The following is a 23,853-nucleotide window of genomic DNA, read 5'->3' as shown; positions in this document are numbered from 1 at the left end:
TACTCTATAATAATGCAAAAATACTATGTTATACCTTGAATGTACAAAAAAAGTTCATGAAATCTTAACTAAATAGGTTTCCGGTTAGAAATATGTTAGTCATATCTGCAAAATCTGGACAATTAGGCAATAGGCTGCTACTTTTTGCTAACTTTATAGCTTTCGCTAGAGAAAATAAATACACAGTATTGAATCCAGCATTTGAAGAATATGCTGAGTTTTTTCAGTCAACAGCTAAAGATTTTCTCTGTTGCTATCCTGCTCCTCTATTGTCAATGCCAGGAAATAAAAAAATACGCCAATACTACTATAATTTCAATCGTTCTCTAGCTGAAAGCGGACGCTTCAATACCATTGACATTAAGCGAGATAAACCATTTAATTGGAGTCGGTCTAATATAGTTGAACAGTTAAAACCGAAGTCACTCAACTTCTTCAAAGGTTGGCTATTTCGAGATGGATGGTTTGTCGATGAGACAGCAAATCTCCGGAAACACGGTGATGCTATTCGTGCATACTTCCAACCTCTAAAAAAATATCAAGAAAATATTGCAAAACTGATATCCAGTATTAGGAATGGAACCGATATCCTCATAGGAGTTCATATTCGTCAAGGAGATTATCGACAGCATCAAGATGGCAGGTATTTTTATCAAGCTGAACAGTATTTAAAGGTTATGGAGTCAGCGCGATCGCTATTTCCTCATAAAAAAGTCACTTTTTTGATTTGCTCTAATGAGAAGCAAGACGCGGATTCTTTCCAACATTTATCTTATGTCTATGGAAATAATCATATTATTGAGGATATGTATGCCTTAGCAGAATGCGACTATATTATCGGTCCTCCCAGTAGTTATACTATGTGGGCGTCTTTTTATGGAGAGCGACCACTTTATATGATTAGGGATGTGAATAAAGCTTTAGAACTTAAAGATTTTGTTCATTATTATCAATGGCAAGGGGTGTTTCACTATAACGATGACTGGAGCAAAAGTTTTTGGGAATGGACGCATTAACAATTCAAAATATGTCCTGCGGACACGCTGCGCGTTAGCGCAGCTCCTCCGGAGGGGGCACAAAGTTCAAAATTATCTAGATAAATATTAAGTGGCTAAAATTTTTATGGCAAAAGAAAGGCGAGGATTTATTACAATCTTAACAGGTATGTACTCTTTTCAAGATTGTGTTCATTTTTTAGCTTCAGTCAGGAAATTTCATCAAGAACCAATCATTATTTTAATTGACCGTGTACCCAAAGTTCTATATCCTTCCCTGCTCGCTTTTAAAAATGTCATCTTGAAACCTGCTCCTACCAATGAAAATACAGTTTTGGCATCACGGCTAGCAAAATTAGCTTTGTATGAATCTTCGGAATTTGACAAAACAATCTACTTAGATTCCGATATTTGCTTACTGACAGATATTAATGATGTCTTTGAGTATTTGGATGATTATGATTTTTTATTAACTGAAGATGTACAACCTTATATTGTTAAAGCTACAAATTTGTTAAGAGGTAATCAACAAGAAAATTTACCCTATGTTTTGCCAACCCTACAATCTGTTGGTCTACCGCTCAAGGAAGATAGCATTCAGTATAATGGGGGTTTTATGGCTTTTCGGAAAACAGAAACGACCAAGGTATTTTTTGAGGAATTTAAAGGTTATTTTGAAGTCGTGAAAAACAATCAAGAGAAATTGTTACTAAAAGACCAAGGGGCTTTTGCTTCAGCTATTGAAACTGTCCGGCCTAAAATGAAAATACTACCACCTACATACAACTATCTAAGTAAATGGAAGGATTATTATAAAATTGAAGGACAAATTAAGGTGCTTCACTGTACTTATCCTTACAGACCTCAGTACGCTAAAGATATTACTCGTTCTTTTTATACTCGAGTGTTCGACAAATTGGCAAAAGTTTTTTTACCCAATCAAGTGAGAAATCCTTGGCGTGTTAAATAAAAATAAGTATTCTCACCGGAATGCACCCCACCCCCCAACCCCCTCCCCGCAAGCGAGGAGGGGGCAAAAATAAGGCTTTTAAAGCGGGCGTGCAAGATGTGAATATTGCCATGCAATATTTTTTTTGATTACGTAAATATAATGAGAACAAAAGTTTCACTAGTTGTGAGCGACTTGTCCGGAGGTGGAAGTGTTCGGGCATTTTTACTAGCTCAAGTACTTAAAAGTCTTAATTATCAAGTAGAAATTGTCGGTTTTCTTTACGGGAAAGAATTGTATGCAATTCCTCCTTCTGGAATTGAGATTATTTCCATTCCTGGTACAAATTATCCTAAGTTTTTTGGCTCCATTCCGAAGCTTTTAGAAAAATTAGATGGAGATATTATTTATGCAGTAAAACCCAAGCCTACGAGTTTTGGTGTATCTTTACTTAAAAAATTCAGGAGTCGTCGTCCTCTGTTATTAGATATGGATGACTGGGAACTGAGTTGGTATGGTGGTTTTGAATGGAAGTATCATCCTAGTCTCAAGCAATTTTATCGGGACATTTTCAAAAAAAATGGTGCATTGAGATTTCCCGATCATCCTTTGTATCTACAGTGGATGGAAGCAAGAGTGCAAAATGCAGATGCAGTAACCATAGATACTGCGTTTCTTAAAGAACGTTTTGGCGGTGCTTATTTGCCTAATGGCAAAGATACTGCAATGTTTGATCCTGATAAATATAACCCAGAAGCAAGCAGAGAACGTTATGGTCTTTCTGATTACCGAGTTCTCATGTTTCCTGGCGCACCACGACCTCATAAGGGGGTTGAAGATGTTTTAATAGCATTGGATCAGTTGAATCAGCCAGATATAAGACTCGTCATTGTCGGTGGTAGCCCTTACGATGATTATGACGATAAACTCATTCAAAAATGGGGACGTTGGATTATAAAATTACCAAAATTCCCTGTGGAGGTTATGCCTGAGATTGTAGCAGCTGCTCATATCGTGGTTGTTCCTCAGCGAGATACTCTGACTGCTCGCGCCCAGTTTCCGCTAAAGTTGACAGATGGGATGGCAATGGCTAAACCTGTATTGTCAACACGAGTTGGAGATATTCCAGAAATTTTAGGCGAAACTGGTTATTTGGTTGACCCTAGTTCTCCGGAACAAATTGCACAGCAAATTCAGTGTATATTTCAGGATTTAGAGTCAGCTAACGAGCGAGGCTCAAAGGCAAGGGCGAGATGCATAGAAAAATATAGCATAGAGACTATGGCATCTACTTTAAAGTCGGTGATTGCTAAGTTGTGAGCTAAAAGATAAGTCCTGTTTTTCATTTGAGATGAAATGATTGAAAATAAGTTTACAAATAATAAGTAAATTGTGATAAACATTCCTGATGTCAACCAGTAAGCTACTACTAAGATTTGCTAAACCTTATCCAGTTGTAATTTTCCTAACAATTCTATTAGGATTTTCTGGAGCTTTATTTAATGGTGTGAGTACGGCTCTGATTGTGCCAGTCATTCTCAGGATTGTGGGACAAGAAGTAGATTTAAGCGGTGCTCCTAACATTATCAAAAAAATCATGTATCCCTTTGATAATGTTCCAGAAAATTACCGTTTATTGGTCATGGCGGGGGCAATTATATTCACGATTTTCTTGAAAAATTTAGCGAGTTACGCGAGTACGTTGGCTTCTAGTAATTTAACACGTCGGCTGACTTCTGATATGCGCGAAGCAGGCTTACAGTTATTGCTAGAAATAGATATAGATTATTACACCAAGATGAAAGTTGGTGATTTAATTAACAGCCTTGGTGGAGAAATTGGTCGTGCCGCCACTGCTATAGGTAGTATAGTTAAGTTAATTATTCTTGGAATAACAATTATAGTTTTCGTCGGGTTGCTGCTGTCAATTTCTTGGGAATTAACAATTGCTTCTACAATTTTGCTGTCTGTTGTAACGTTAGTCAACCAATATGCTATTTCTCGTTCTAAGAACTTTGGCAAGCAGTTGAGCGATATGTCTAAAGCATATTCAATCTCTGTGCTAGAAACCCTCAACGGAATTCGTTTGGTGAAGGCAACGGGTAATGAACAAAAAGAATTTTATCGGATTAAGAAGCTGATTCGCGATCGCGAAAAAGCAGATTTTCAGTCTCAGATCAATTCTGAGGCAATAGCACCCGTGAGTGAAGTCATGGGTATTACAGCAATACTCCTGATTGTCTTTTTAAGTCGCACGTTCTTTGCACAGCAAATTACGTCGCTTTCCGCTGTCATGCTCACATATTTATTAGTCCTGTTGCGAGTACTACCTTTGATTTCTCAGCTTAATACCATTCGTAGTAGCTTTGCCAGTACCGCTAGCAGCGTGGAAGTTGTTGCTGACTTTTTACGTCTGGATAATAAGCCGTTGATGGGTAACGGTAAAATACCGTACACAAAATTACAAAACGGAATACATTTCAAGTGGCTTTCCTTTGCCTACCCTGGTCATGATAAGTTAGTGATAAAAGATGTAAATTTATACATAGCACGCGGTACAACACTGGCTTTGGTAGGAAGTTCTGGTGCAGGGAAATCTACACTGGTAGACCTTTTACCCAGATTTTATGACCCCACATCTGGCTGTATTACTATCGACGGCGTGGATTTACGCGATTTCGAGTTGAAATCGTTGCGAAAGGCAATGGGAATTGTCAGCCAAGATACCTTCCTGTTCAATGATACAGTGCGGAAAAACATTGGGTATGGACGACCGGAGGCGACAGACGAAGAAATCATGATTGCAGCGAAGCGGGCGAATGCTTATGAGTTTATTATCAAATTGCCTCAGGGATTTGATACCTTGATTGGCGATCGCGGTGTGATGTTGTCTGGAGGACAAAGACAACGCCTTGCTATAGCCCGTGCTTTGCTACAAGACCCAGAAATTCTGATTCTAGACGAAGCAACCAGCGCTTTAGATACCGTTTCTGAACGTTTAGTGCAAAGTGCGCTGGATGATTTGAGCCGCGATCGCACAACCTTAGTGATTGCTCACCGCCTTTCCACAGTGCAAAAAGCCGACCAAATCGCCGTACTCGATCAAGGACGCGTGGTAGAGGTGGGAAACCATAAAGAACTTTTACAAAAGGGTGGTTTCTACTCGCGCCTGTACGCAATGCAATTTGCCGACAAGTCAGAAACAACTAGCAAACGTAAGCAAAGCTTAATCCGCGTTTCTCATGAAATTCGCACGCGGCTTAACTCAATGCTTGGCTTTTTACGCTTATTAATTGATGATATGGCAGACAATTCCCAAGAGCGGCAGGAATTAATTGAAGAATCCTACAAATCTGCCTTGAGAATTCTCAATACTCTAGATGTTTTTGATGATATTGTTAACCTAGAGAAAAACTGGCAATTTTCAGCAACAGAAGAAAATAACGGCGTCGCTCCCGGACATGAAACTTTGAAGGTTGTAACTGAGGATCTGAGAACAAACCTTAATCCTATGGTTGGCTCTCTCCGCTCCCTTGCCGATAATTTAGTAGACACGCCCCAAAAACAAAATCAAATCCTTTCAGAAGCTTATCACTATGCGATGCATCTACTTGATAAATTAGAGCATTTTGAGGATAGTGTTAAAGTCTAAAATTATGAAAAATATTGCTTTTAAAAAATACTATATTTTTTTTATTAGAGAAGAGTTACCAAAACCAGAAGCTCACTTAGTTCAGTCTACAAATTCGGCAAACGCTGCTGCAAACTTGGGTTACTTAACAATTTTGGTCTATCCCTACAAAGGATTAGCAGCATTCAACCCAATTGATTTAGTTCTGCCTTTTCGACCAAGAAAAACACCAAAAAATTTGGTGAAATATTACAACCTCCAGGACAAACTAAAAGTTGCTCCCCTACCGATGCCTTGGCCAATTGATTATTTGCCAAGCAAATTTACAGACTCTAACACCATCGCTTCCAAGTATTATTTCCCGTTTCACATATTGCCCCAAACCAAAATTGTCCATAGTCGGGACTGGAACTTTGTGAAAGCTGCTGTTCAAAATGGAGTTCCAGCAATTTACGAACACCACCACCACGAAGAAAAGTTATTTGAACCAGAAATAGTTAATAGTCCGCTGTTTCAAATTTCTATCACAGTTGCAGATACAATCCGGGAAACCATGATTCAAAATGGTATGCCACCGGAAAAAGTCATAAAGCTGCACAATGGCTTCAATCGCCTGTTTATGATGAGACAGCCTCAAAAAGCAGCCCAATGGCGTCAAAAACTTTTGGTCGATGGGCGATCGCATCTAATCGTGTATTCAGGAGCACTACAGCAATTTAAAGGCATCGAAATCCTGATTGATGTAGCTCGTGAAATGCCAAATGTTCAATTTGCTTGTGCAGGAGGTAAGGAAAACGAGGTAGCACACTATCAGCAATTAGCAAAACAAAAGCAGGTGAACAATCTTATATTCTTGGGGTACATCTTACAAGAAGATTTGGCATCTTTGCTCCAAGCAGCCGATGTTTTAGCTCACCCTCATTGTTCGGGAAAAGCAGCGACATTCACCTCTCCTCTAAAATTGTTTGACTACTTTGCCTCTGGAACTCCGATTGTGGCGACAGAAATTCCCTCGTTAATCGAGTTTAGAAATACGAAGGCGATCGCTGCTTGGTGTGAACCAGATAATCCCAGCAAATTTGCCGAAGCAGTGGCGCAGGTTTTAAAAACTCATCCTAGGAAAATACAAGGTTACGAAGATAGTGTCAATTTTGTGAAACAATTTTCTTGGGAAAACCGAGCCGCAAAAATTTTGAGTTACGTTGATGAATCTTTTCGTCCTCCTCTTATTGCATAAACAATTCCTAACAAATAACAGACGTGCCATGGCGCGTCTCTACAACTAACACCTAACAACTAAAAAAATGGCTATAAAAACTGTTGGCATGATTAGCAGCTATCAAAATCTTGATAAAAGATGCGATTGGCTGTGGCAACAAACGCCTCATCAATTTGGTGTTTGGGGCAATATACAAATGCAGGCGCTTGCACCCAAGCCAGATTTTTTGCTGATGTATCAATTTGATTTTCCCGAACCTACACAGCAGAAATCTTGGTTAAATTCGTTTCGTAAACAACAGCAAAAATCTCAATTAAACATCGATTCTCTACTACGCGGCGTCAGCAAAGAACAAGGAATTTATCTGCTGCGAGAACCACCATTAGATGAAGTTGTTGAAAGAAACAAACAGAATTATCAGCAAGCGCAGAAATATTGTGGCTACGTTTCCGGACCCGATGATTTTGCTCCCACGCCTGATTATATGCCTGCAATTTGGTATCACAGCAACTCATTTCGTGAATTAAATGAAATGCCACCTCCCGAAAAGGTTGCATCTTGCAGTTGGATTACCTCCGGAATCAGCCGCACAGCTAAGCATCGCCAACGGTTACAGTTTTTACAATCCTTACAAGCCAGTGGAATTAAGTTTGATTTGTACGGGCGCGGCTTACCTGCATGGGCGACAACACCACGAGAGTTGGGCAACAAATGGTACGGCATGGCACCCTATTATTACAATCTGGCAATTGAAAACTATGCTGACAATGATTGGTATGTCAGTGAAAAACTTTGGGATGCGATTCTTGCATGGTGTCTGCCAATTTACTATGGTGGACCAGCTGCTGATAAACTATTGCCACCAGGAAGTTTTCTGCGGTTACCCAGCTTGGATGAAAAAGGCATTGCCTACATACAAGAGGTGACTGCTACCCCTGATGCTTGGTATGCAGCAAAGGAAGCGATAAGCGAAGCCAGACAAATTATCCTCCACAAACTAAATCTGCTCAACTGGCTTTCAGAATTTGTTGCCAAATTCTCGTAACTTATTCTTACTTCCTTCCCAGTATTTCTTGGCGTCCTTGGCGTCTTGGCGGTTTATTTAATTCAATATTCTACCCTGTGGGTTCTCCTACGGGGTACAGGCAGGATAGGAGTAGTTATTTAGCAAATTTTCCCCTTGTTCCCTTCCCTAGAAAAATATGGATGGTATTTGTACCCTCGCTAATGACCGAGTTTACGACCAACTCGTTGCCCTACTCAATAGCATCGAGGCAATTTATGGGCAAAAAATGCCTGTTTGCGTCTATCCCTACGACGACAACACAGCCGGAATTGCTGCGGAAATTGCTCGCCGCCCTAATGTACAACTTTACGATCATCAAGATTCAATTCAGCAATGGGATGAGTTTGTCCGCAATATTTGGGATGCTCATCCTACCGCGCAAGAGCATTGGCGGCAAATTGGTAGTGACAAATATTATCGAGTCGGCACCCATAGGCGTTACTGTGCCTTTGATGCTCCTTTTGACCGCTTTGTATACATGGATGCTGATACTTTATTAATGAGTTCCTTAGAGCAAGTTTTTGCTCAACTCAATCAATATGACTGGGTGGTGTATGACTTCCAGTTCAAGGATTTATCTCATGTTTATAATGCCTCATCGACTAAATTAAAAGAATTATTTACACCAGAAAGACTGCAAACAGAAATATTTTGTTCAGGCTTTTATGCCTCCAAAAAAGATATATTTGATACTCACAAGCGTTCATGGCTCCTAGAGCAACTACGGCAAGGAGAAGCAGAAATTCTTTATGATATGGCTCCTGACCAAACAATTCTTAACTACATGGTCATGCGGTCAGGCATCTCTAGCTATAATTTTGCTCACTCTCTTCCTGAAAGTGAAAAAACTGGCTGTTGCGTTACTTCTTCTCATTTTCAAGCAAAAGACAATATCTTGTATGACAAAGGTAATCGGTTAACTTATATTCACTATATAGGTTTGTCGTCTAAGTTATTTAGCCGCGTTTGTGCTGGAGAAAATATTGATTTTCCTTACCGGAAAATTTTCTTGCACTATCGCTATCTGCACGAACCAGACAAGCGACCAAAGTTCAAGAGTAAGCCGAAAGCTTACAATGCACCTCCAAGTTTAGCTACGCGAATTTTAAGAAAGATAGGATTAGCAGGTTGAGGATTATTCAATGACTAGGGGAATTTATATTATTGCTAACGATAAGGTGACTGACCATGCGATCGCACTACTTAATAGTATCCGATTGCATGATGCAGAAACACCAATTGTCATGATTCCTTACGATGACAATTATCATAGCATTGCAGATACAGTTAACCAGCATTATGGAGTAAAAATATACGAAGACTTAGATTTTATCGATAGATTATCAAAAAAATTACATGATGTTTTTGGAAGTAAGTTTTTTGCCCGTCCCAATCAATTTCGCAAGCAAGCTTGTTGGTTCGGACCGTTTGATGAGTTTTTGTACATAGATACAGATATAGTTGTCTTTGAAAAAATTATTGACAATCTTAACTATCTAGGAAAATACGATTTTCTTTGTTGTGATTATCAACACGCAGGAGGCATTAAAAATGTCTTTACACAGAAAGTTTTAGAAGAACAAGTATTTACTGAAACTGAAGTTAAAGATATTTTCAACGGTGGTTTTTGGGCTTCAAAGAAAAACATCATCTCAGAACAGGATTTGTATGAAACCTTTGCCGAGTGCGCCGCCCATCCAGAATACTTTGATTTTTCCCAAAAAACTTCCGACCAACCGATTATTAATTATATGCTCCTCAAACGGATTCCACGCCGCTTCAACATTGTCCGCAGAGAGGGTAAAGCACCAGGAAATTGGGGAGGAAGTCCTCATTTTCAGACTCAGGGAAATATATTGATTGACCCTTCAGTTAATCAACCCCTGCAATACCTTCACTGGGCTGGTATTCGGATTGAACCTGGTTGTCCCTACTGGAATATTTGGGAATATTACCGCAATCTTAATCCTGCACTCCCACCTGCAGTGTTTCCACCAAAAGCTAAGAAAAGTCAGTGGGAGCAAACATTGGATAATCTGAAGAATCAATTAAGGCAAATCAAAGCTAAGTTTTAGCTATTTTCATAACAAGCCAAAATTGTTCTAATTGTGGCGAAAAGGTGAAGAAGTCTCTATCCACTAGGACTCACATCTGTCCGCATTGCGGATTTGTGGAAGATAGGGACGTAAACGCAGCCATCAACATCTTGCAAAAAGGACTCAGTACCGTGGGCACCAAAGTTATTGAGCCATTGCGCTGTGAGCGAAGTGGCGTGCCAATTTATGAGTTTTACCTGGATGATACCAATGCTCAAATCATCGCTGCAACTGCTTGGAATTAACTTCTGCATTCTAAAAATCCTGACCACCGACTTGAATGAGCGCTTTTTGTTTGGTGCAACTGTCCAGAGCGCTCCGCTCAGAAGTGCTAAAAGGCAGCTATGCTGGCATTACAAATGAACTGGACTATGAGCAATATTTTTCATATGCCTTTTGATGCTCGTTTTTAATTTCTTTTGCTAAAAATTCTGGAGTTAAAACCTGAACATTTGCCCCATATTGCAACATTCGCTGTCGAAACCAGAACCAATAATCTTCTAAGGTCGCAATATCAACAAATTTTCCTTCCGAATCGCGGTTAATGACACGTTCTCCCTCGCGCCGGGGTTGGTAATTTGCTAAGTCACCACTCATGCGATAGTAGATTTCCAGCTTAGGGAACTCGCAAGATAGCCAGTGTACATCAGAAGCAGGACCGACATTAGCTATCCGATCTACCCGAAACAGATGGTTTTGGTCAATGTTGGGAAAAGTTTGAAATCGCCACGACTTCCAGTCGGGAATAAAGGCGAACAGGTAAAGAACACCGTTATGAAAGCGCAATTCTGAGCGATCAACATCCCAAATCCGTTGCCCCCCTTTACGGCTCTGGTAAGTAATAGTGTAACGGCGTTGTTGCTCAAACCTTTGCTGAAGGTGACGAACAATAACATCAAGTTTGTCTTCGGTGTAATCTACGGGAGGGCTAAAATTAACTTTGACAAATGCGGGAATGTCAGATTCTTTCAAATTACCAATCCGCAAAATCTGGCTTGCTTGTGCAGAAAAGCCCATCCCCGCGAAGAAATAAGCTGCTAATGCTAACGCCTGTCGCTGTTCGGTGGAGAGAATTACGGGGAAATTCGACTCCACCAGTTCGTAAGGATGGTGAGGCGCACTTTTAATTTCAATACCGCAGTCTCTCAGCTTGCGAATTGTACGCGTGAGTTTTTGCTTGATGTCCATTTCGTCTGATGACTTGCCGTGTGCTTCCACAAAAGGAGATAGCAAATCAGCCAATTCATCTCGATTCCGTGGCTTCTGTGCTAGCTGTTTGAGGATTTCCAGGGCAAAGGCTATTTGGTTGTAGTTGGTGTCGGTTTTGGAAGACATAGCTTGGGATAACGCGTCTCAAAAAGATATTATCAAAAAATGATAATATCTTTTTTTTTTTGGTGATAGCCTTTCATTGAGATTGGTGCTATATTAATTGACACCAAAGCAAACAGCGCCACAGGAACTGGTACTTCCCATGACGCTTACTTGCAACGTTAATCGCAGAAGCAGCTGCACAAACACGTATCGTGCTGCTTCATCTTTTGGTGTTGTTTACTAAAAGGAGTTGCCTCCCATGTCTAAGAATTATAGTCCAACCAACAGACACCCGCGCCTAAACTTGGATCTTTATCAAGCTCAGTTAGCTGAGGAGCTTACAACTACAGAAACTAAGGGTCTTATCGTAACAGTTGCTAGACAAGACTTTTCTGTAACAACTGTCAGAGACCGCTTGTTGAAAGAAGGAGGGTTTGTAGTTCCTTACTTATATGGGGAGTTGATTATTAGTCCTTCAAAAAAAGTAAAGCGAGGAAATCATTATCTATTGGATGTGAAGTTTTCGCCTACAAGTTTCATTAATATGTAGCTTGTGAACTTACAATGACATAGCCAAAGCTTTACTTTTCAATATCTTGCACCAGACACTACCTGCCAGCGATTTTAATTGAATCGCTGGACATAAGCTATAGATGGGTGATCGCTTGATCAAAGATTATAGTCATTTTTTGACTACAACTTTTCCAAAATGGGTATTATGCTGGGTGCAATCGAGATACTCAGACTGTCGTGAAAGTTTTCTTACACCCTCTCTACTCCCAACTTAATCCGGGAGTTGGGAACTGTCCGCTTGGCTGTAAAAAAGAATGCCAAGTATACCAACAGGCTCCCAGCCTCTACCCGCCGGAAGGTTGCACCTGTCCCCTCTCCTCTCACCAAGCAAAAACCTGTGCTGCGGTCGTGCAAGGAGAAGCTGACATTATTTTTAATGAGTCTGCGACCGGAGATGGGAAATCTCTTGGTGCTTCTTTACCGGGGCTGCTGAATCCTAGTTTTCGCATTATGGGTTTATACCCCACTATCGAACTGGTAGAAGACCAGACTGAACAACAAAAAGATTATCACAAAAAATTTGGTTTGGATGCTTCTCAACGAGTTGACCGCCTGTTTGGTGCAGAGTTAAGTCGCCGGGTAAAACAAGCAGAACAAAGTAACAAGTTTCAAGAACTGCTATTGGCTATCGAACATAAACCATTTCTGCTGACTAATCCTGATATTTTTCATTACATCACACACTTCCAGTATCGAGATTCCGCTTATGGTAGCGACTTGCTACCTCTAGCATTGGCAGAATTTCCTGATTTATGGGTGTTTGATGAGTTTCATATTTTTGGACCGCATCAAGAAGCAGCAGTTTTGAACAGCATGACACTCATCCGCCGTAGCCAGGAAAATCAGTCACGTCCAAGGCGGTTCTTGTTTACTTCGGCGACACCCAAATTAGATTTCATTGAACAACTGCGCTCCTCTGGGTTCAATGTTGCAGAAATTGAAGGAGTTTATTCTAGTGAAAGTACTCCTGGCTATCGGCAAATTCTTCAAGGTGTTGAACTAGAGTTTGTGGAATTAAAAGATACAGATACACTGTCATGGCTTACTGAAATGGTTCCTCGCATTCAAGAAATTTTGGATGCAGAAGCAAAAGGCAGAGGATTAATTATCGTCAATTCTGTTGCCAAAGCAGGTCTCATAACTCAGAAACTTCAGAAATTACTACCAGGAGTCATCGTCAAAGAAATTAGCGGACGAATTGACCGCCAGGAAAGGTTACAAACCCAAACTCAACTAAAAAATGCTGACCAACCAGTTTTGGTTGTTGGGACATCTGCTGTAGATGTTGGCGTTGACTTTAGAATTCATCTGTTAATTTTTGAGAGTAGCGATTCAGCAACTATAGTGCAACGATTGGGTCGCTTGGGACGACATCCTGGTTGTTCTGCGTACAAAGCTTTTATTTTGGTTCCCGGTCATACGCCTTGGGTAATGGCGAGACTGCAAGAAAAACTCAGCCCCGACCAAAGGGTGGAACGAAGTGAATTAACAGATGCGATCGCCTATGCTTTTGACGCACCCAAAGAATTCGATGAATATCGTCAGCGTTGGGGTGCATTGCAAGCACAGGGAATGCTAACACGCATGAGTCGGGAAAACGCCAAGGTAAGCCAACAGGTGCGCGATCGCATGACTGAAGATTTGCAACGTGTCTACCCGCAAAACCTGGAATGTGCACGCAAGCAGTGGTTTGCTTTACAGAATCATGACGTTGGTAAAGCGACTCAAAACGAACTTTTGCGTTTTCGGGGTGGTTCAACTCTCCAAGCTGCTGTTTGGGACAATAATCGCTTTTACACTTATGACCTGCTGAGATTTTTACCCTATGCAATGGTAGAAGTCACAGACCGAGAAACATACTTGAAAGCAGCATCTAAATCTGGTCATGGAGAAGAAGAATTTCCAGATGAGTATATTAATGTTTATCTTCGCGTTCAAAGTTGGGTAGATGAACGATTTAATATCAGCTTGCATTGCAACCGTAAGAGTAGCGAATTGAAAGTTGGTGAACTTTCTTTAGTAGACAAGCTGAGTTTAGCGGGACATCCTCAATCTGGCGTTATCACTTGCTTGAAACAAAAGAAATTCCTTGGATTTTTGGTTTCTGTTCGTAAAGGTTCACCTACTAGCCATTGGCATGTCAGCAAAACTCTCAAACTCAACCCTTTATTTGGTCTATATCGACTTACGGATGCTTCAGAACAACCCTACGGCTGTGCTTTTAATCAAGATGCGTTGCTATTAGAAGCTCTTAAGTGGCGGTTGAAAAAGTTTAACAGCAACCGATTTGAATCATCAATCTTTTAGGTAAATCCTCATGACAACTCTACTGCAAACTCTGCTGATTGAAACTTTACCAGCAGATACAGACCCCATTCTGCTTTCATATATTGAGACTATACTGCCAGCATTGGAACGAGAATTTTCTCTAGCTACTGCATTAGGAGGTTCTGAAGAAGCGCACTATCAAATATTATGCAAAATTGGCGATCAATATGCCAGGGAACGGTCTAAAGAATGGTCGCAAAATCCAGACCAAAGTTTAATGGTGCACGTGTTGAATGCCTTACTAACATCTTGGAATTTAATTCCTTATTTGAGCCAATATTTATCGTTGTCAAATATTGAAAAGCGGCTTTTGTGCTTAGGAATTACCCTCCATGATTATGACAAACATTGTCGTAGTAAAGGTAAGAAACCTCCTCACGCTTCTGAGATTCCGGCAATTCTGGAAGTTTGTCAAGAGTTAGGAGAAAAACTTGATTTTGACTTATTTTGGTCCGAATGGCGGGAATATCTTTCAGATATTGCTTTTCTGGCACAAAACACCCAATTTAAACAAGGAACAAATCTTTACTGGGAAACATTTAAAATTAACGATTCCCGTCGCCTGAAGCTACCTTTGCGCCATCTTCTCGGCTTTGGAGACATTGCTGTTCATCTTAAAGATCCAGGAGAGATTGATACGAAATCTGGAGGCGATCGCCTGCGCGAACACCTACGTTTTCTAGGTATTCAGAAAAAATTAGTGTATCACCGCCTGCGGGATACTTTAGGTATTCTAACTAACGGTATCCACAACGCTACAGTGAATTTTGCCAAAGAATTAGGATGGGAACCAATTTTATTTTTTGCTCAAGGTGTCGTTTATCTCGCACCTAATAATAGCGAAACTCCCGACCGATTAGAACTCCAAGATTTTATTTGGCGTCAGGTTAGCGGAGTTTTAGGTAGCAGAATGCTGGGTGGAGATATCGGCTTTAAACGAGATGGTAAGGGACTAAAAGTTGCTCCCCAAACATTAGAATTATTTTCTGCTGCTGAACTGATTCCTCAACTTCCAAATGTCATCACAGCGCGTGTCAATAATCAAAAAGACCCTGCAACACCTAAACGTTTGGAGAAGTTATCTTTAACTGAATCTGAAAAAGAATTTCTCACTCAAGGTGCAGATATTCGTGCTGACCGCATCGCTGAATTTATCTTTTTGACTCAAAAAGAATTTTTTGGTAACTCCCCAGAATATATCACTTGGATGCTAAATAATTTAGAAATCCAAGACAAAATATTACCAGAACAAACACAAGTACAGTCAGGAGGAGTCAATTATGGTTGGTATCAAGCAGCAGCTTATTATATTGCCAATCATCCCACGTTAAAACCTGAAGATGTTTCAGAAAAACTCAATCAATGGGCAGAAGATTTAGCAACTTGGGCAAGTGATAACAACTTACTACCTGAACATCATAGCCCCATCCGTGAAATCTTTGACCGTTATTTGATTCAATACTTAGAAGTCAAAGGATGGGAAACAGAACAACCAGCGTTTGCAGGTGAATTTGCTGCATATATCGATGCTAAGACGAAAGCTGCTAAACAACCAATTTGTTCTCTGAGTTCTGGGGAATTTGAGTCAGAAGACCAGATGGACTCTGTTGTATTATTTAAACCCCAGCAGTACAGCAATAAAAATGCCCTTGGCGGTCGGCAAATCAAACGAGGAATTTCCAAAATATGGGCTTTGGAAATGCTACTGCGTCAAGCTTTCTGGTCAGTACCAGCAGGTAAACTCGAAGAACAGCAACCAATATTTTTGTACATCTTCCCCGCCTACGTTTATTCACCTCAAACTGCTGCTGCTATCAAATTGCTAGTCAACAATATGAAGCAGGTCAATCTTTGGGATGTACGTAAAAAATGGCTAGAAGCAGGAATGAATTACAGTGGATTGCAATCTGTTAATTGGCTATCAGAAGAAGCACAATTAGGTCGTTTTGAGAAAGATAAGCATAAATATGAAGAGTTACCATTTATGGCAATGAGTTACACAACAACACGTGGTAAAACCTTGACAGATGCTTGGGTACAACCTGCTTTTTTAGCCTTAACACTTCCCATGTTGCTAGGAGTGAAAGTCATAGCTACCAGCAGTTATGTACCACTTTACAACAGCGACAGCGACTTTAAAGAATCCATAATTGTTGATGGACCTGCTGGGTTTTGGAACTTATTAGGTTTATCAACTTCCTTGCGAATTCAAGATTTTACTAACGCAACGCAACGGCTTTTAATTGCTTACAGCTTGCATTTAGATACGCGTAGTTCGCCGCCTGATGCAAAGTGGCGAGATTTCATTAAAACTGTGAGAGAAGTTAGCACCAATGTACTTAATATTTTCGCTTTAGCTGAAGAACAATTGCGTCGTGATAAAAAACAACGTCCTACTAAAGAACGTCCCACAAATGAAGAAGTTCAACATTATTGGCAATATGCCCAAGTCTGGGTAGGAGCAGAGAATGAGAATTCAAAAAATGAGACAGAAAAAACAGGAGGAATTTATTTGATGAAACTCATGGAAAAGTTAGTGCGGCAATATCGCACATTCTATCAAGCTAAATTGAGCGAATCAAGCCACACAATATTACTACCAATATCTAAGGCTTTGGAAGTCATTCTTACTGTACCGCAACAAGTTGATGAGGATGATTTGATTTTACAAGCCGCCGGACAAATCAAAGATGCCTTACAACGTCAAGAAGTCTACAAACGTCCGTTAATAATGGATAAATCTGTAGATATTGCCACAAGAGAAGCACGAGAATTAACGGCAATTCACACTTTTATGACTACCTGCGTTAAAGAGTTATTTCTTGAGCTTTATAAAGGTGACAGAGCCTTGTTACAAGAAAACCGCAATCGGATAAAGTCTGGTGCTGAATTTGCTTATCGTTGGTTAGCTTTGCAAGAAAATTCATCAAAATCTGAATCATAAGGAGAAAAATCATGAAAGTTTTAGAAAGCTTAAAGCCACAATTTCAAACAAATTTCCCTCGCTTGGCTACAGGGAAATACATCCACTTTATTATGGTGCGACATAGCCAATCATTTCCAGTATTTCAAACTGATGGAATTCTTAACACTGCACGGACGCAAGCCGGACTGGAGAACAAAGAGCAAATTAGCCGTTTGGTGATGTTTAAGCGCAAGCAAACCACCCCCGAACGCCTTGCAGGACGCGAATTACTTCGCGCACTTAATCTCACCACTGCTGAGGAATCAAATAAAGATAAATACTGCGAATACAACGGCGAAAAATCTTGTAAAAAATGTCCTGACTGCATTATTTATGGATTTGCAATTGGTGATAGCGGTTCGGAACGTTCCAAAGTTTACTCTGATTCTGCATTTTCTCTTAGCACCTACGAACAATCACACCGCAGTTTTACTTTCAATGCACCCTTTGAAGGCGGAACGATGAGCGAAGCAGGAGAAATGCGAAGTTCTATTAACGAATTAGATCATGTGATTCCAGAAGTGACATTTCCTACTATTGAAACCTTGCGGGATACTACCTATGAAGGTTTTATATATGTGTTGGGGAACTTGTTGCGAACCAAACGATATGGCGCTCAAGAGTCGCGCACTGGAACAATGAAGAACTATATTGCTGGAATTGCCTTCTGTGATGGTGAAATCTTCAGCAACCTGCATTACACGCAGGCTCTCTACGACGCATTAAAAGGTGATATAAATGCTCCAATTGACGAGATTTTACATCAAGTGGAAACAGTGGCAAAGACTTTACTGAATGACGAACCTGTTCGGAAAAGCAAGATGATTTTTGGTTCTGAATTAGAAGAACTGCTTAATGAAGTAAGCGCGTTATACCAAGACGAAACACGCCTGAGCGAAACTATAACCTCACTATACGGGCAAACCAAAGCCTATGCAGAATCTTTTGGTGCGCTGAAGAAAAAAGGCAAGAAAGATTAACTTTGGTTTCGAGGTATTGATTAATCCTTACAGGTGGGTATCACCCACCTCAACCTACACTCCTAACTCAAAATCTAGGACTTTCTATGCCGCTTTATCATTGCACTCTCACACTGCATGACAATGTATTTTTTGCCACGCGAGAGATGGGAATTCTCTACGAAACCGAAAAATATTTGCACAATTGGGCACTGAGTTTTGCATTATTCGGAATCAAATATATTCCCCAACCATACCGCCTCCAAGGAGAAATGGCGCAGAAACCTACATATTTGGATAGCAAAGCTGAGCAAAATCTTCTGCATTTAAATAAAGCTGGAATTTATGTATTTCCAGCACAACCGATGACTTGGTCTTACCAAATTAATACTTTTAAAGCTGCCCAAGTTGCTTACTATGGTAAGTCCAAACAGTTTGGCGATAAAGGAGCAGATAAAAATTATCCCATTAACTACGGACGTGCCAAAGAATTAGCTGTCGGCAGCTTATATCGCACATATATTATTGCACCCGAAGCGATGAACTTCCCGCGTTGGATACGTCTGGGTAAATGGGCTGCCAAAACCCATGTTGATTTCGTAAAAATTCCAGATTCGCTCATTCAAGTTAAGTCGGGGGAATATGTATGCTTACACCCATTAAACCCACTGGACTTACCAAGCGATACCCAAATCCTGCTGTACAACCGCATTGTTATGCCGCCAGTCAGTTTAGTGAGCCAAGCTCAATTGCGTGGTGAATATTGCGAAGCAACAGGTGATGCTTGGAAAGAGTTCAAATCGCAATTTCCCCAGTTACCCGAACAGATTCGTTTACCACTACGGACATCTTATGGAGCAGGAAATGTTGCTGCAACCGCATAACTCCCCAACATTACATTCAGTCGTAGTCGAACTTGCGGCTGCCGATGCTGGAGATATACCACCAACTTTATCGCGTGCGCTACATGCTTTAGTTTTAAAATGGCTAGCGTTAGGAAATTCTGAGGCAGCGTCCATTGTTCATGCCAGCCAGAATTCACCTTTGAGTATTTCGGGTTTATTGGGAAATCGCCGCCCATCAGGCACGCAGATAGGAGATTATTTTTATTTTCGCATTGGGATTTTAGATGGTAGTTTAATCGAACCGTTATTACGCGGGTTTGAGCAATCGGAAACCCAAACGCTGATCTTGGCAGATTTCCCCTTTGTGTTACGCAATATGTATGCCATACCGGGTACCCATCGACTTGCAGGTGCCGCAGATTATGGGCTGCTGTCACATCCTCCTCAAGTTTTAACCGACATCGAATTGCACTTTCTCTCACCCACCAGCTTCAAACAAAACCAAGGCGTTCAGACATTTCCGCTGCCGGAATTAGTGTTTAACTCGCTGCATCGACGCTGGAACGCATTTGCTCCACCCCAATATCAACTTGCACCGATGGAATGGAATGCATTGGTATCAGCATACGACCTCAAAACCCACGCGCTCAAACTTGAAGGAGGTGCGGAAATTGGTACCCAGGGTTGGGTGCGCTATCGCTTCCACGAAGTAGAAGCGGCGAAGATGGCAACTATCCTCGCCAATTTTGCGTTTTTTTCGGGGGTAGGGCGCAAAACCTCGATGGGCATGGGACAAACGCAACTAGCGATGACAAGCGCACTACGCCAAACCTCCAAACCAAAAAAACGAAACAGCGAAAACCAGCATCAAAGCACCATTTAACTCCGAAGTAATCACGAATAGCTGATCAATGAACAACACGGAACTTTATTCACTCCCCTTAGCATACTTAAATGCTTGGGAATACTGCCCTCGCCGCTTTTATCTAGAATACCAACTTGGAGAAAATGCCGATAACGAACACATGATTATTGGTCGTCATTTACACCGCAATGTAGACACCGATGGTCAATACACTGAGAGTGATAAGGTAATTTATCGTCATCAGTGGGTGTGGAGCGATCGCCTGTACGTTCACGGAATTATCGACGCAGTTGAGGAAAAAGATAACCAACTGGTTCCAGTGGAATTCAAAAAAGGTCGAATGGCGAATCATCTAAGCGACCACTTTCAGCTTTGTGGTGCGGCATTGTGCCTTGAAGAACGCACGGGGCGAACGATTAGTTATGGCGAAATTTTCTATTATGCCAATCGCCGTCGCCAGCGAGTAGATTTTACACCCGCATTGCGGCAAGCAACACAACAAGCAATTAACGCGGCGCGTACAACTATCGACTGTGCCATGCCCCTACCTATCGACAATCCTAAGAAATGCCGTGACTGTAGCCTAAAAAACATTTGTTTACCGAATGAAATCAAACAATTACATCGTGAGGAATAACCATGTCTGTACTTTATGTTACGCAACCAGATGCCGTTTTAAGTAAAACCGCAGAAGCCTTTAAGGTGGCATTAAAACAAGAAGATGGTTCTTGGGCAAAGCATTCGGTTCCAGCGCAAACCGTCGAGCAAGTCGTATTGATGGGAAATCCCCAAATAACGGGTGATGCATTGACGTATGCATTAGAACTGGGAATGCCAGTGCATTACCTTTCTAGCTTTGGCAAATATTTGGGTTCGGCGCTTCCTGGCTACTCACGTAACGGTCAATTGCGGTTGGCACAATACGCTGTCTATCATGATGAAAAACGACGGTTAGAACTTGTTAAAACTATAGTCACTGGCAAAATCCACAACCAGTACGCTGTTCTCTACCGCCACGCTCAAAAAGATAACCCCCTTAAATCCCGCAAACAACTGGTCAAAGAACAAACAACGCTCAATGAAGTCAGGGGTATCGAAGGTTTAGCCGCGCGGGAATATTTCACTTGTTGGTCAGCGATGCTCAACGAACAGTGGTCTTTCAACGGTAGAAATCGCCGTCCGCCTACTGATGCGGTCAATGCATTGCTGGGGTTTGCTTATGGACTTTTGCAAGTGCAAGTCACAGCAGCAATACACATGGCAGGTTTAGACCCTTACATAGGTTATTTGCACGAAACCACGCGGGGACAACCTGCAATGGTTTTGGATTTGATGGAGGAATTTCGTCCGCTGATTGCCGATAATCTCATTCTCTCAGTTATTAGTCATAAAGAACTACAGTTCGATGATTTTACCGAAAGTCTTGGTGCTTATCGACTTTGCGAAAGCGGTCGCAAGAAATTCCTTAACTGCTGGGAACGCAAAATGAATGATGAGTTTAAGCATCCGACCTTTGGCTATCGCTGTCACTATCGACGTGCAATTGAACTGCAAGCACGATTATTAAGCCGCCACCTACAGGAAGGAGTTGTTTACAAACCACTGGCACTACGATGAGTACGTTGTTTTACTTGGTCATTTACGATATTCCTGATACCAGGACTGGTAACAAACGTCGAAAAAAGCTGCATAATCTGCTTTCTGGTTATGGCAAGTGGACGCAGTACAGCATATTTGAGTGTTTTCTCAACGCCATGCAGTTTGCTAAGCTGAAAATTAAAATCGAGGATTTAATTAAACCGACTGAGGATTCGGTTCGCATCTATGTTCTAGATGCTGGTGCCGTGAAAAAAACCATTACTTATGGTTCAGATAAGCCCAGACAGGAGGAAACTATCATATTATAATGTTGATTGCTGAAAGATTTTTTGGCGGCTCAAAGCACGGGCAAAAATACCGGGGGTCCCGCCAAATTGCTCAGAACCTTGAAAAATCAATACTTTACAAGTTTTGATACTTGTCAATTTTCCCATTGATGAATCCTGGAAACGGACTTTCAAAACAGACCTGCCAAAAGGGGCTGTACAAAGCCCTATATGACTGGGTTTTACCTGGCGGACTTTCAAATTAATGAAACCCGGCAACGGGATTGAAACCGTTCTCAGCTTCCTCAGCTTCGATTGCTTCCTTGATAGCTTTCAAATTAATGAAACCCGGCAACGGGATTGAAACAATTCAATTAACTTGTACTCAGTATCGCCAGTGGTTCTTTCAAATTAATGAAACCCGGCAACGGGATTGAAACAATTCTCCGACGATAAATCACGTTGGTCTGTTCTGCTTTCAAATTAATGAAACCCGGCAACGGGATTGAAACATTTCCAGTTCTGACAAGTTCTAGTACTGAGTTATACTTTCAAATTAATGAAACCCGGCAACGGGATTGAAACGGTTTTCAGCTTGACTTGCTCGTCGCGATCTCCTAGCTTTCAAATTAATGAAACCCGGCAACGGGATTGAAACAACGTATATTTAATTGTGAAAAAAAAACCTTTAGCACTTTCAAATTAATGAAACCCGGCAACGGGATTGAAACGAGAATATCTAAATAGTTGCTCATTGTGTGACTGTATTCTTTCAAATTAATGAAACCCGGCAACGGGATTGAAACAATCTAATCGCTAATCAACTAGACCAAAAGATTAACTTTCAAATTAATGAAACCCGGCAACGGGATTGAAACAATCCAATCGACTTAACAGAAATTAATTGGGGTGCTTTCAAATTAATGAAACCCGGCAACGGGATTGAAACATTGTTACCAACTTTTTATAAAACTATGCAAAACTTTCAAATTAATGAAACCCGGCAACGGGATTGAAACTCTCACGTTAACGCAGCACAGTGCAAATCCCCCGACTTTCAAATTAATGAAACCCGGCAACGGGATTGAAACCAAGTATGGCGATAGCTCCGAGTAGTGCGATTCCACTTTCAAATTAATGAAACCCGGCAACGGGATTGAAACGAGATAATGGCTATGTTCAGTTTCCTAAATTAGGAACTTTCAAATTAATGAAACCCGGCAACGGGATTGAAACTAACAAAATTTTAGTTGAACAAGAAAAGATGACAGAACTTTCAAATTAATGAAACCCGGCAACGGGATTGAAACAACGAAAAATATATATTTGACAACCACCCCAAAACTACTTTCAAATTAATGAAACCCGGCAACGGGATTGAAACCAGAGTTCTTGCCACCTCCAGACAGCTATGAAGACTTTCAAATTAATGAAACCCGGCAACGGGATTGAAACCGAAACTGTCAAGACAAACGCTCCAGGCTTGCGGCCTTTCAAATTAATGAAACCCGGCAACGGGATTGAAACTTTCGTTCTGCCTTTGGAGCATGAATGATTCTAGGCTTTCAAATTAATGAAACCCGGCAACGGGATTGAAACGAAAGTTTTATTGACACCGGGGATATAGGGCTAAAAACTTTCAAATTAATGAAACCCGGCAACGGGATTGAAACTACTAGGGAGCGTCCATATAATGAGTGAAGGTTCTTTCAAATTAATGAAACCCGGCAACGGGATTGAAACAGTATTATGCTTTTTGATTTGCACATCAAACTCAGCTTTCAAATTAATGAAACCCGGCAACGGGATTGAAACCTAAACTGTAGCCGAGCATCCTTGGCAATCATGTCAGGACTTTCAAATTAATGAAACCCGGCAACGGGATTGAAACGTGTCTGGATGAGGGGAAACTCCGGGCATTCCTCCTTTCAAATTAATGAAACCCGGCAACGGGATTGAAACACAACTTAGAGATAGAGTACAGTGGACTCCGACGGGGAGCTTTCAAATTAATGAAACCCGGCAACGGGATTGAAACTTTCAAGACCAAGGAAATCCCCCTTTAGATTACAACTTTCAAATTAATGAAACCCGGCAACGGGATTGAAACATAATGGGAAGCTCCTTTACTACCAGACTGACAATACTTTCAAATTAATGAAACCCGGCAACGGGATTGAAAC

At 41.0% G+C, this 23,853-nt stretch carries 18 protein-coding genes, 1 pseudogene and 1 CRISPR repeat array; of the genes and pseudogenes, 18 read left to right on the top strand and 1 reads right to left on the bottom strand.

The genetic code is table 11. The features are described from left to right. The first annotated feature begins 92 nt into the window (after window positions 1-92). The 9 genes and pseudogenes from V5G28_RS08405 to V5G28_RS08365 all read left to right on the top strand — a co-directional run. Window positions 93-1,016 carry an alpha-1,2-fucosyltransferase gene (locus tag V5G28_RS08405; protein ID WP_332994909.1) on the top strand — a complete coding sequence of 308 codons (924 nt, stop codon included), beginning with the start codon at window positions 93-95 and terminating at the stop codon, window positions 1,014-1,016. Between the two features lie 106 nt (window positions 1,017-1,122). Next, the gene (locus tag V5G28_RS08400; protein WP_332995053.1) at window positions 1,123-1,965 is read left to right on the top strand and encodes a putative nucleotide-diphospho-sugar transferase; all 843 of its coding nucleotides are present in this window, start codon (window positions 1,123-1,125) and stop codon (window positions 1,963-1,965) included. A gap of 141 nt (window positions 1,966-2,106) precedes the next feature. Then, window positions 2,107-3,264, top strand: a complete 1,158-nt coding sequence (locus V5G28_RS08395; protein ID WP_332994906.1) for a glycosyltransferase family 4 protein — start codon at window positions 2,107-2,109, stop codon at window positions 3,262-3,264. A gap of 88 nt (window positions 3,265-3,352) precedes the next feature. Then, complete coding sequence (locus V5G28_RS08390) at window positions 3,353-5,596, top strand: ATP-binding cassette domain-containing protein (protein ID WP_332994904.1); 2,244 nt, start codon at window positions 3,353-3,355, stop codon at window positions 5,594-5,596. A gap of 4 nt (window positions 5,597-5,600) precedes the next feature. Then, entirely contained in the window at window positions 5,601-6,812 is a 1,212-nt protein-coding gene (locus V5G28_RS08385; protein WP_332994901.1) for a glycosyltransferase family 4 protein, read from the top strand. 67 nt (window positions 6,813-6,879) lie between these two features. Then, window positions 6,880-7,839 (top strand): glycosyltransferase family 10 domain-containing protein, encoded by a 960-nt coding sequence (locus V5G28_RS08380; protein WP_332994899.1) that lies wholly within the window; start codon window positions 6,880-6,882, stop codon window positions 7,837-7,839. A 157-nt stretch (window positions 7,840-7,996) separates the two neighbouring features. Beyond that, entirely contained in the window at window positions 7,997-8,992 is a 996-nt protein-coding gene (locus V5G28_RS08375) for an Npun_R2821/Npun_R2822 family protein (RefSeq protein WP_332994897.1), read from the top strand. A 10-nt stretch (window positions 8,993-9,002) separates the two neighbouring features. Then, on the top strand, window positions 9,003-9,935 hold the full coding sequence (locus V5G28_RS08370; protein WP_332994896.1) for an Npun_R2821/Npun_R2822 family protein: 933 nt from the start codon (window positions 9,003-9,005) through the stop codon (window positions 9,933-9,935). Window positions 9,936-9,946: 11 nt separating this feature from the next. Next, window positions 9,947-10,201, top strand: a pseudogene (locus V5G28_RS08365) (zinc ribbon domain-containing protein); the annotation flags it as partial. Between the two features lie 124 nt (window positions 10,202-10,325). Here V5G28_RS08365 and V5G28_RS08360 read toward each other — a convergent pair. Next, window positions 10,326-11,291 carry a helix-turn-helix transcriptional regulator gene (locus V5G28_RS08360; protein ID WP_332994894.1) on the bottom strand — a complete coding sequence of 322 codons (966 nt, stop codon included), beginning with the start codon at window positions 11,289-11,291 and terminating at the stop codon, window positions 10,326-10,328. Window positions 11,292-11,529: 238 nt separating this feature from the next. On the opposite strand from V5G28_RS08360, the gene V5G28_RS08355 reads away from it, so the two are divergent. From V5G28_RS08355 to cas2, 9 genes are all read left to right on the top strand, one after another. Beyond that, a complete protein-coding gene (locus V5G28_RS08355; protein WP_332994893.1) occupies window positions 11,530-11,820 on the top strand; it encodes a hypothetical protein in 291 nt (96 codons plus the stop codon). 200 nt (window positions 11,821-12,020) lie between these two features. Then, window positions 12,021-14,150 (top strand): type I-D CRISPR-associated helicase Cas3', encoded by a 2,130-nt coding sequence (cas3, locus tag V5G28_RS08350; protein WP_332994891.1) that lies wholly within the window; start codon window positions 12,021-12,023, stop codon window positions 14,148-14,150. 10 nt (window positions 14,151-14,160) lie between these two features. After that, window positions 14,161-17,115: a type I-D CRISPR-associated protein Cas10d/Csc3 gene (cas10d, locus tag V5G28_RS08345; protein ID WP_332994888.1), complete on the top strand. Its 2,955-nt coding sequence runs from the start codon at window positions 14,161-14,163 to the stop codon at window positions 17,113-17,115. 11 nt (window positions 17,116-17,126) lie between these two features. Further along, a complete protein-coding gene (cas7d, locus tag V5G28_RS08340) occupies window positions 17,127-18,116 on the top strand; it encodes a type I-D CRISPR-associated protein Cas7/Csc2 (protein ID WP_332994886.1) in 990 nt (329 codons plus the stop codon). 86 nt (window positions 18,117-18,202) lie between these two features. After that, the gene (gene cas5d / locus V5G28_RS08335; RefSeq protein ID WP_332994884.1) at window positions 18,203-18,979 is read left to right on the top strand and encodes a type I-D CRISPR-associated protein Cas5/Csc1; all 777 of its coding nucleotides are present in this window, start codon (window positions 18,203-18,205) and stop codon (window positions 18,977-18,979) included. Beyond that, complete coding sequence (gene cas6, locus V5G28_RS08330; RefSeq protein ID WP_336230111.1) at window positions 18,960-19,823, top strand: CRISPR system precrRNA processing endoribonuclease RAMP protein Cas6; 864 nt, start codon at window positions 18,960-18,962, stop codon at window positions 19,821-19,823. The genes cas5d and cas6 overlap by 20 nt, the downstream gene beginning before the upstream one ends. A gap of 28 nt (window positions 19,824-19,851) precedes the next feature. Then, window positions 19,852-20,442, top strand: a complete 591-nt coding sequence (gene cas4 / locus V5G28_RS08325) for a CRISPR-associated protein Cas4 (protein WP_332994879.1) — start codon at window positions 19,852-19,854, stop codon at window positions 20,440-20,442. 2 nt (window positions 20,443-20,444) lie between these two features. Further along, window positions 20,445-21,422 (top strand): type I-D CRISPR-associated endonuclease Cas1d, encoded by a 978-nt coding sequence (cas1d, locus tag V5G28_RS08320; RefSeq protein ID WP_332994876.1) that lies wholly within the window; start codon window positions 20,445-20,447, stop codon window positions 21,420-21,422. Then, a complete protein-coding gene (gene cas2, locus V5G28_RS08315; protein WP_332994873.1) occupies window positions 21,419-21,712 on the top strand; it encodes a CRISPR-associated endonuclease Cas2 in 294 nt (97 codons plus the stop codon). The genes cas1d and cas2 overlap by 4 nt, the downstream gene beginning before the upstream one ends. Before the next feature lie 212 nt (window positions 21,713-21,924). Then, window positions 21,925-23,853: a CRISPR direct-repeat array (repeat unit 37 nt; unit sequence CTTTCAAATTAATGAAACCCGGCAACGGGATTGAAAC).

Origin of the sequence: Scytonema sp. PRP1 (genome assembly GCF_036697665.2) — a bacterium.
Lineage (GTDB): Bacteria > Cyanobacteriota > Cyanobacteriia > Cyanobacteriales > Nostocaceae > Kalymmatonema > Kalymmatonema gypsitolerans.
This window is presented reverse-complemented; position numbering and strand designations above follow the sequence as displayed.

Excerpts from the sequence above, each read along its gene's own strand:
- V5G28_RS08405 (WP_332994909.1), top strand. The coding sequence starts at position 93 with ATGTTAGTCATATCTGCAAAATCTGGACAATTAGGCAATAGGCTGCTA.
- V5G28_RS08400 (WP_332995053.1), top strand. The coding sequence starts at position 1,123 with ATGGCAAAAGAAAGGCGAGGATTTATTACAATCTTAACAGGTATGTAC.
- V5G28_RS08395 (WP_332994906.1), top strand. The coding sequence starts at position 2,107 with ATGAGAACAAAAGTTTCACTAGTTGTGAGCGACTTGTCCGGAGGTGGA.
- V5G28_RS08390 (WP_332994904.1), top strand. The coding sequence starts at position 3,353 with ATGTCAACCAGTAAGCTACTACTAAGATTTGCTAAACCTTATCCAGTT.
- V5G28_RS08385 (WP_332994901.1), top strand. The coding sequence starts at position 5,601 with ATGAAAAATATTGCTTTTAAAAAATACTATATTTTTTTTATTAGAGAA.
- V5G28_RS08380 (WP_332994899.1), top strand. The coding sequence starts at position 6,880 with ATGGCTATAAAAACTGTTGGCATGATTAGCAGCTATCAAAATCTTGAT.
- V5G28_RS08375 (WP_332994897.1), top strand. The coding sequence starts at position 7,997 with ATGGATGGTATTTGTACCCTCGCTAATGACCGAGTTTACGACCAACTC.
- V5G28_RS08370 (WP_332994896.1), top strand. The coding sequence starts at position 9,003 with ATGACTAGGGGAATTTATATTATTGCTAACGATAAGGTGACTGACCAT.
- V5G28_RS08360 (WP_332994894.1), bottom strand. The coding sequence starts at position 11,291 with ATGTCTTCCAAAACCGACACCAACTACAACCAAATAGCCTTTGCCCTG.
- V5G28_RS08355 (WP_332994893.1), top strand. The coding sequence starts at position 11,530 with ATGTCTAAGAATTATAGTCCAACCAACAGACACCCGCGCCTAAACTTG.
- cas10d (WP_332994888.1), top strand. The coding sequence starts at position 14,161 with ATGACAACTCTACTGCAAACTCTGCTGATTGAAACTTTACCAGCAGAT.
- cas7d (WP_332994886.1), top strand. The coding sequence starts at position 17,127 with ATGAAAGTTTTAGAAAGCTTAAAGCCACAATTTCAAACAAATTTCCCT.
- cas5d (WP_332994884.1), top strand. The coding sequence starts at position 18,203 with ATGCCGCTTTATCATTGCACTCTCACACTGCATGACAATGTATTTTTT.
- cas6 (WP_336230111.1), top strand. The coding sequence starts at position 18,960 with ATGTTGCTGCAACCGCATAACTCCCCAACATTACATTCAGTCGTAGTC.
- cas4 (WP_332994879.1), top strand. The coding sequence starts at position 19,852 with ATGAACAACACGGAACTTTATTCACTCCCCTTAGCATACTTAAATGCT.
- cas1d (WP_332994876.1), top strand. The coding sequence starts at position 20,445 with ATGTCTGTACTTTATGTTACGCAACCAGATGCCGTTTTAAGTAAAACC.
- cas2 (WP_332994873.1), top strand. The coding sequence starts at position 21,419 with ATGAGTACGTTGTTTTACTTGGTCATTTACGATATTCCTGATACCAGG.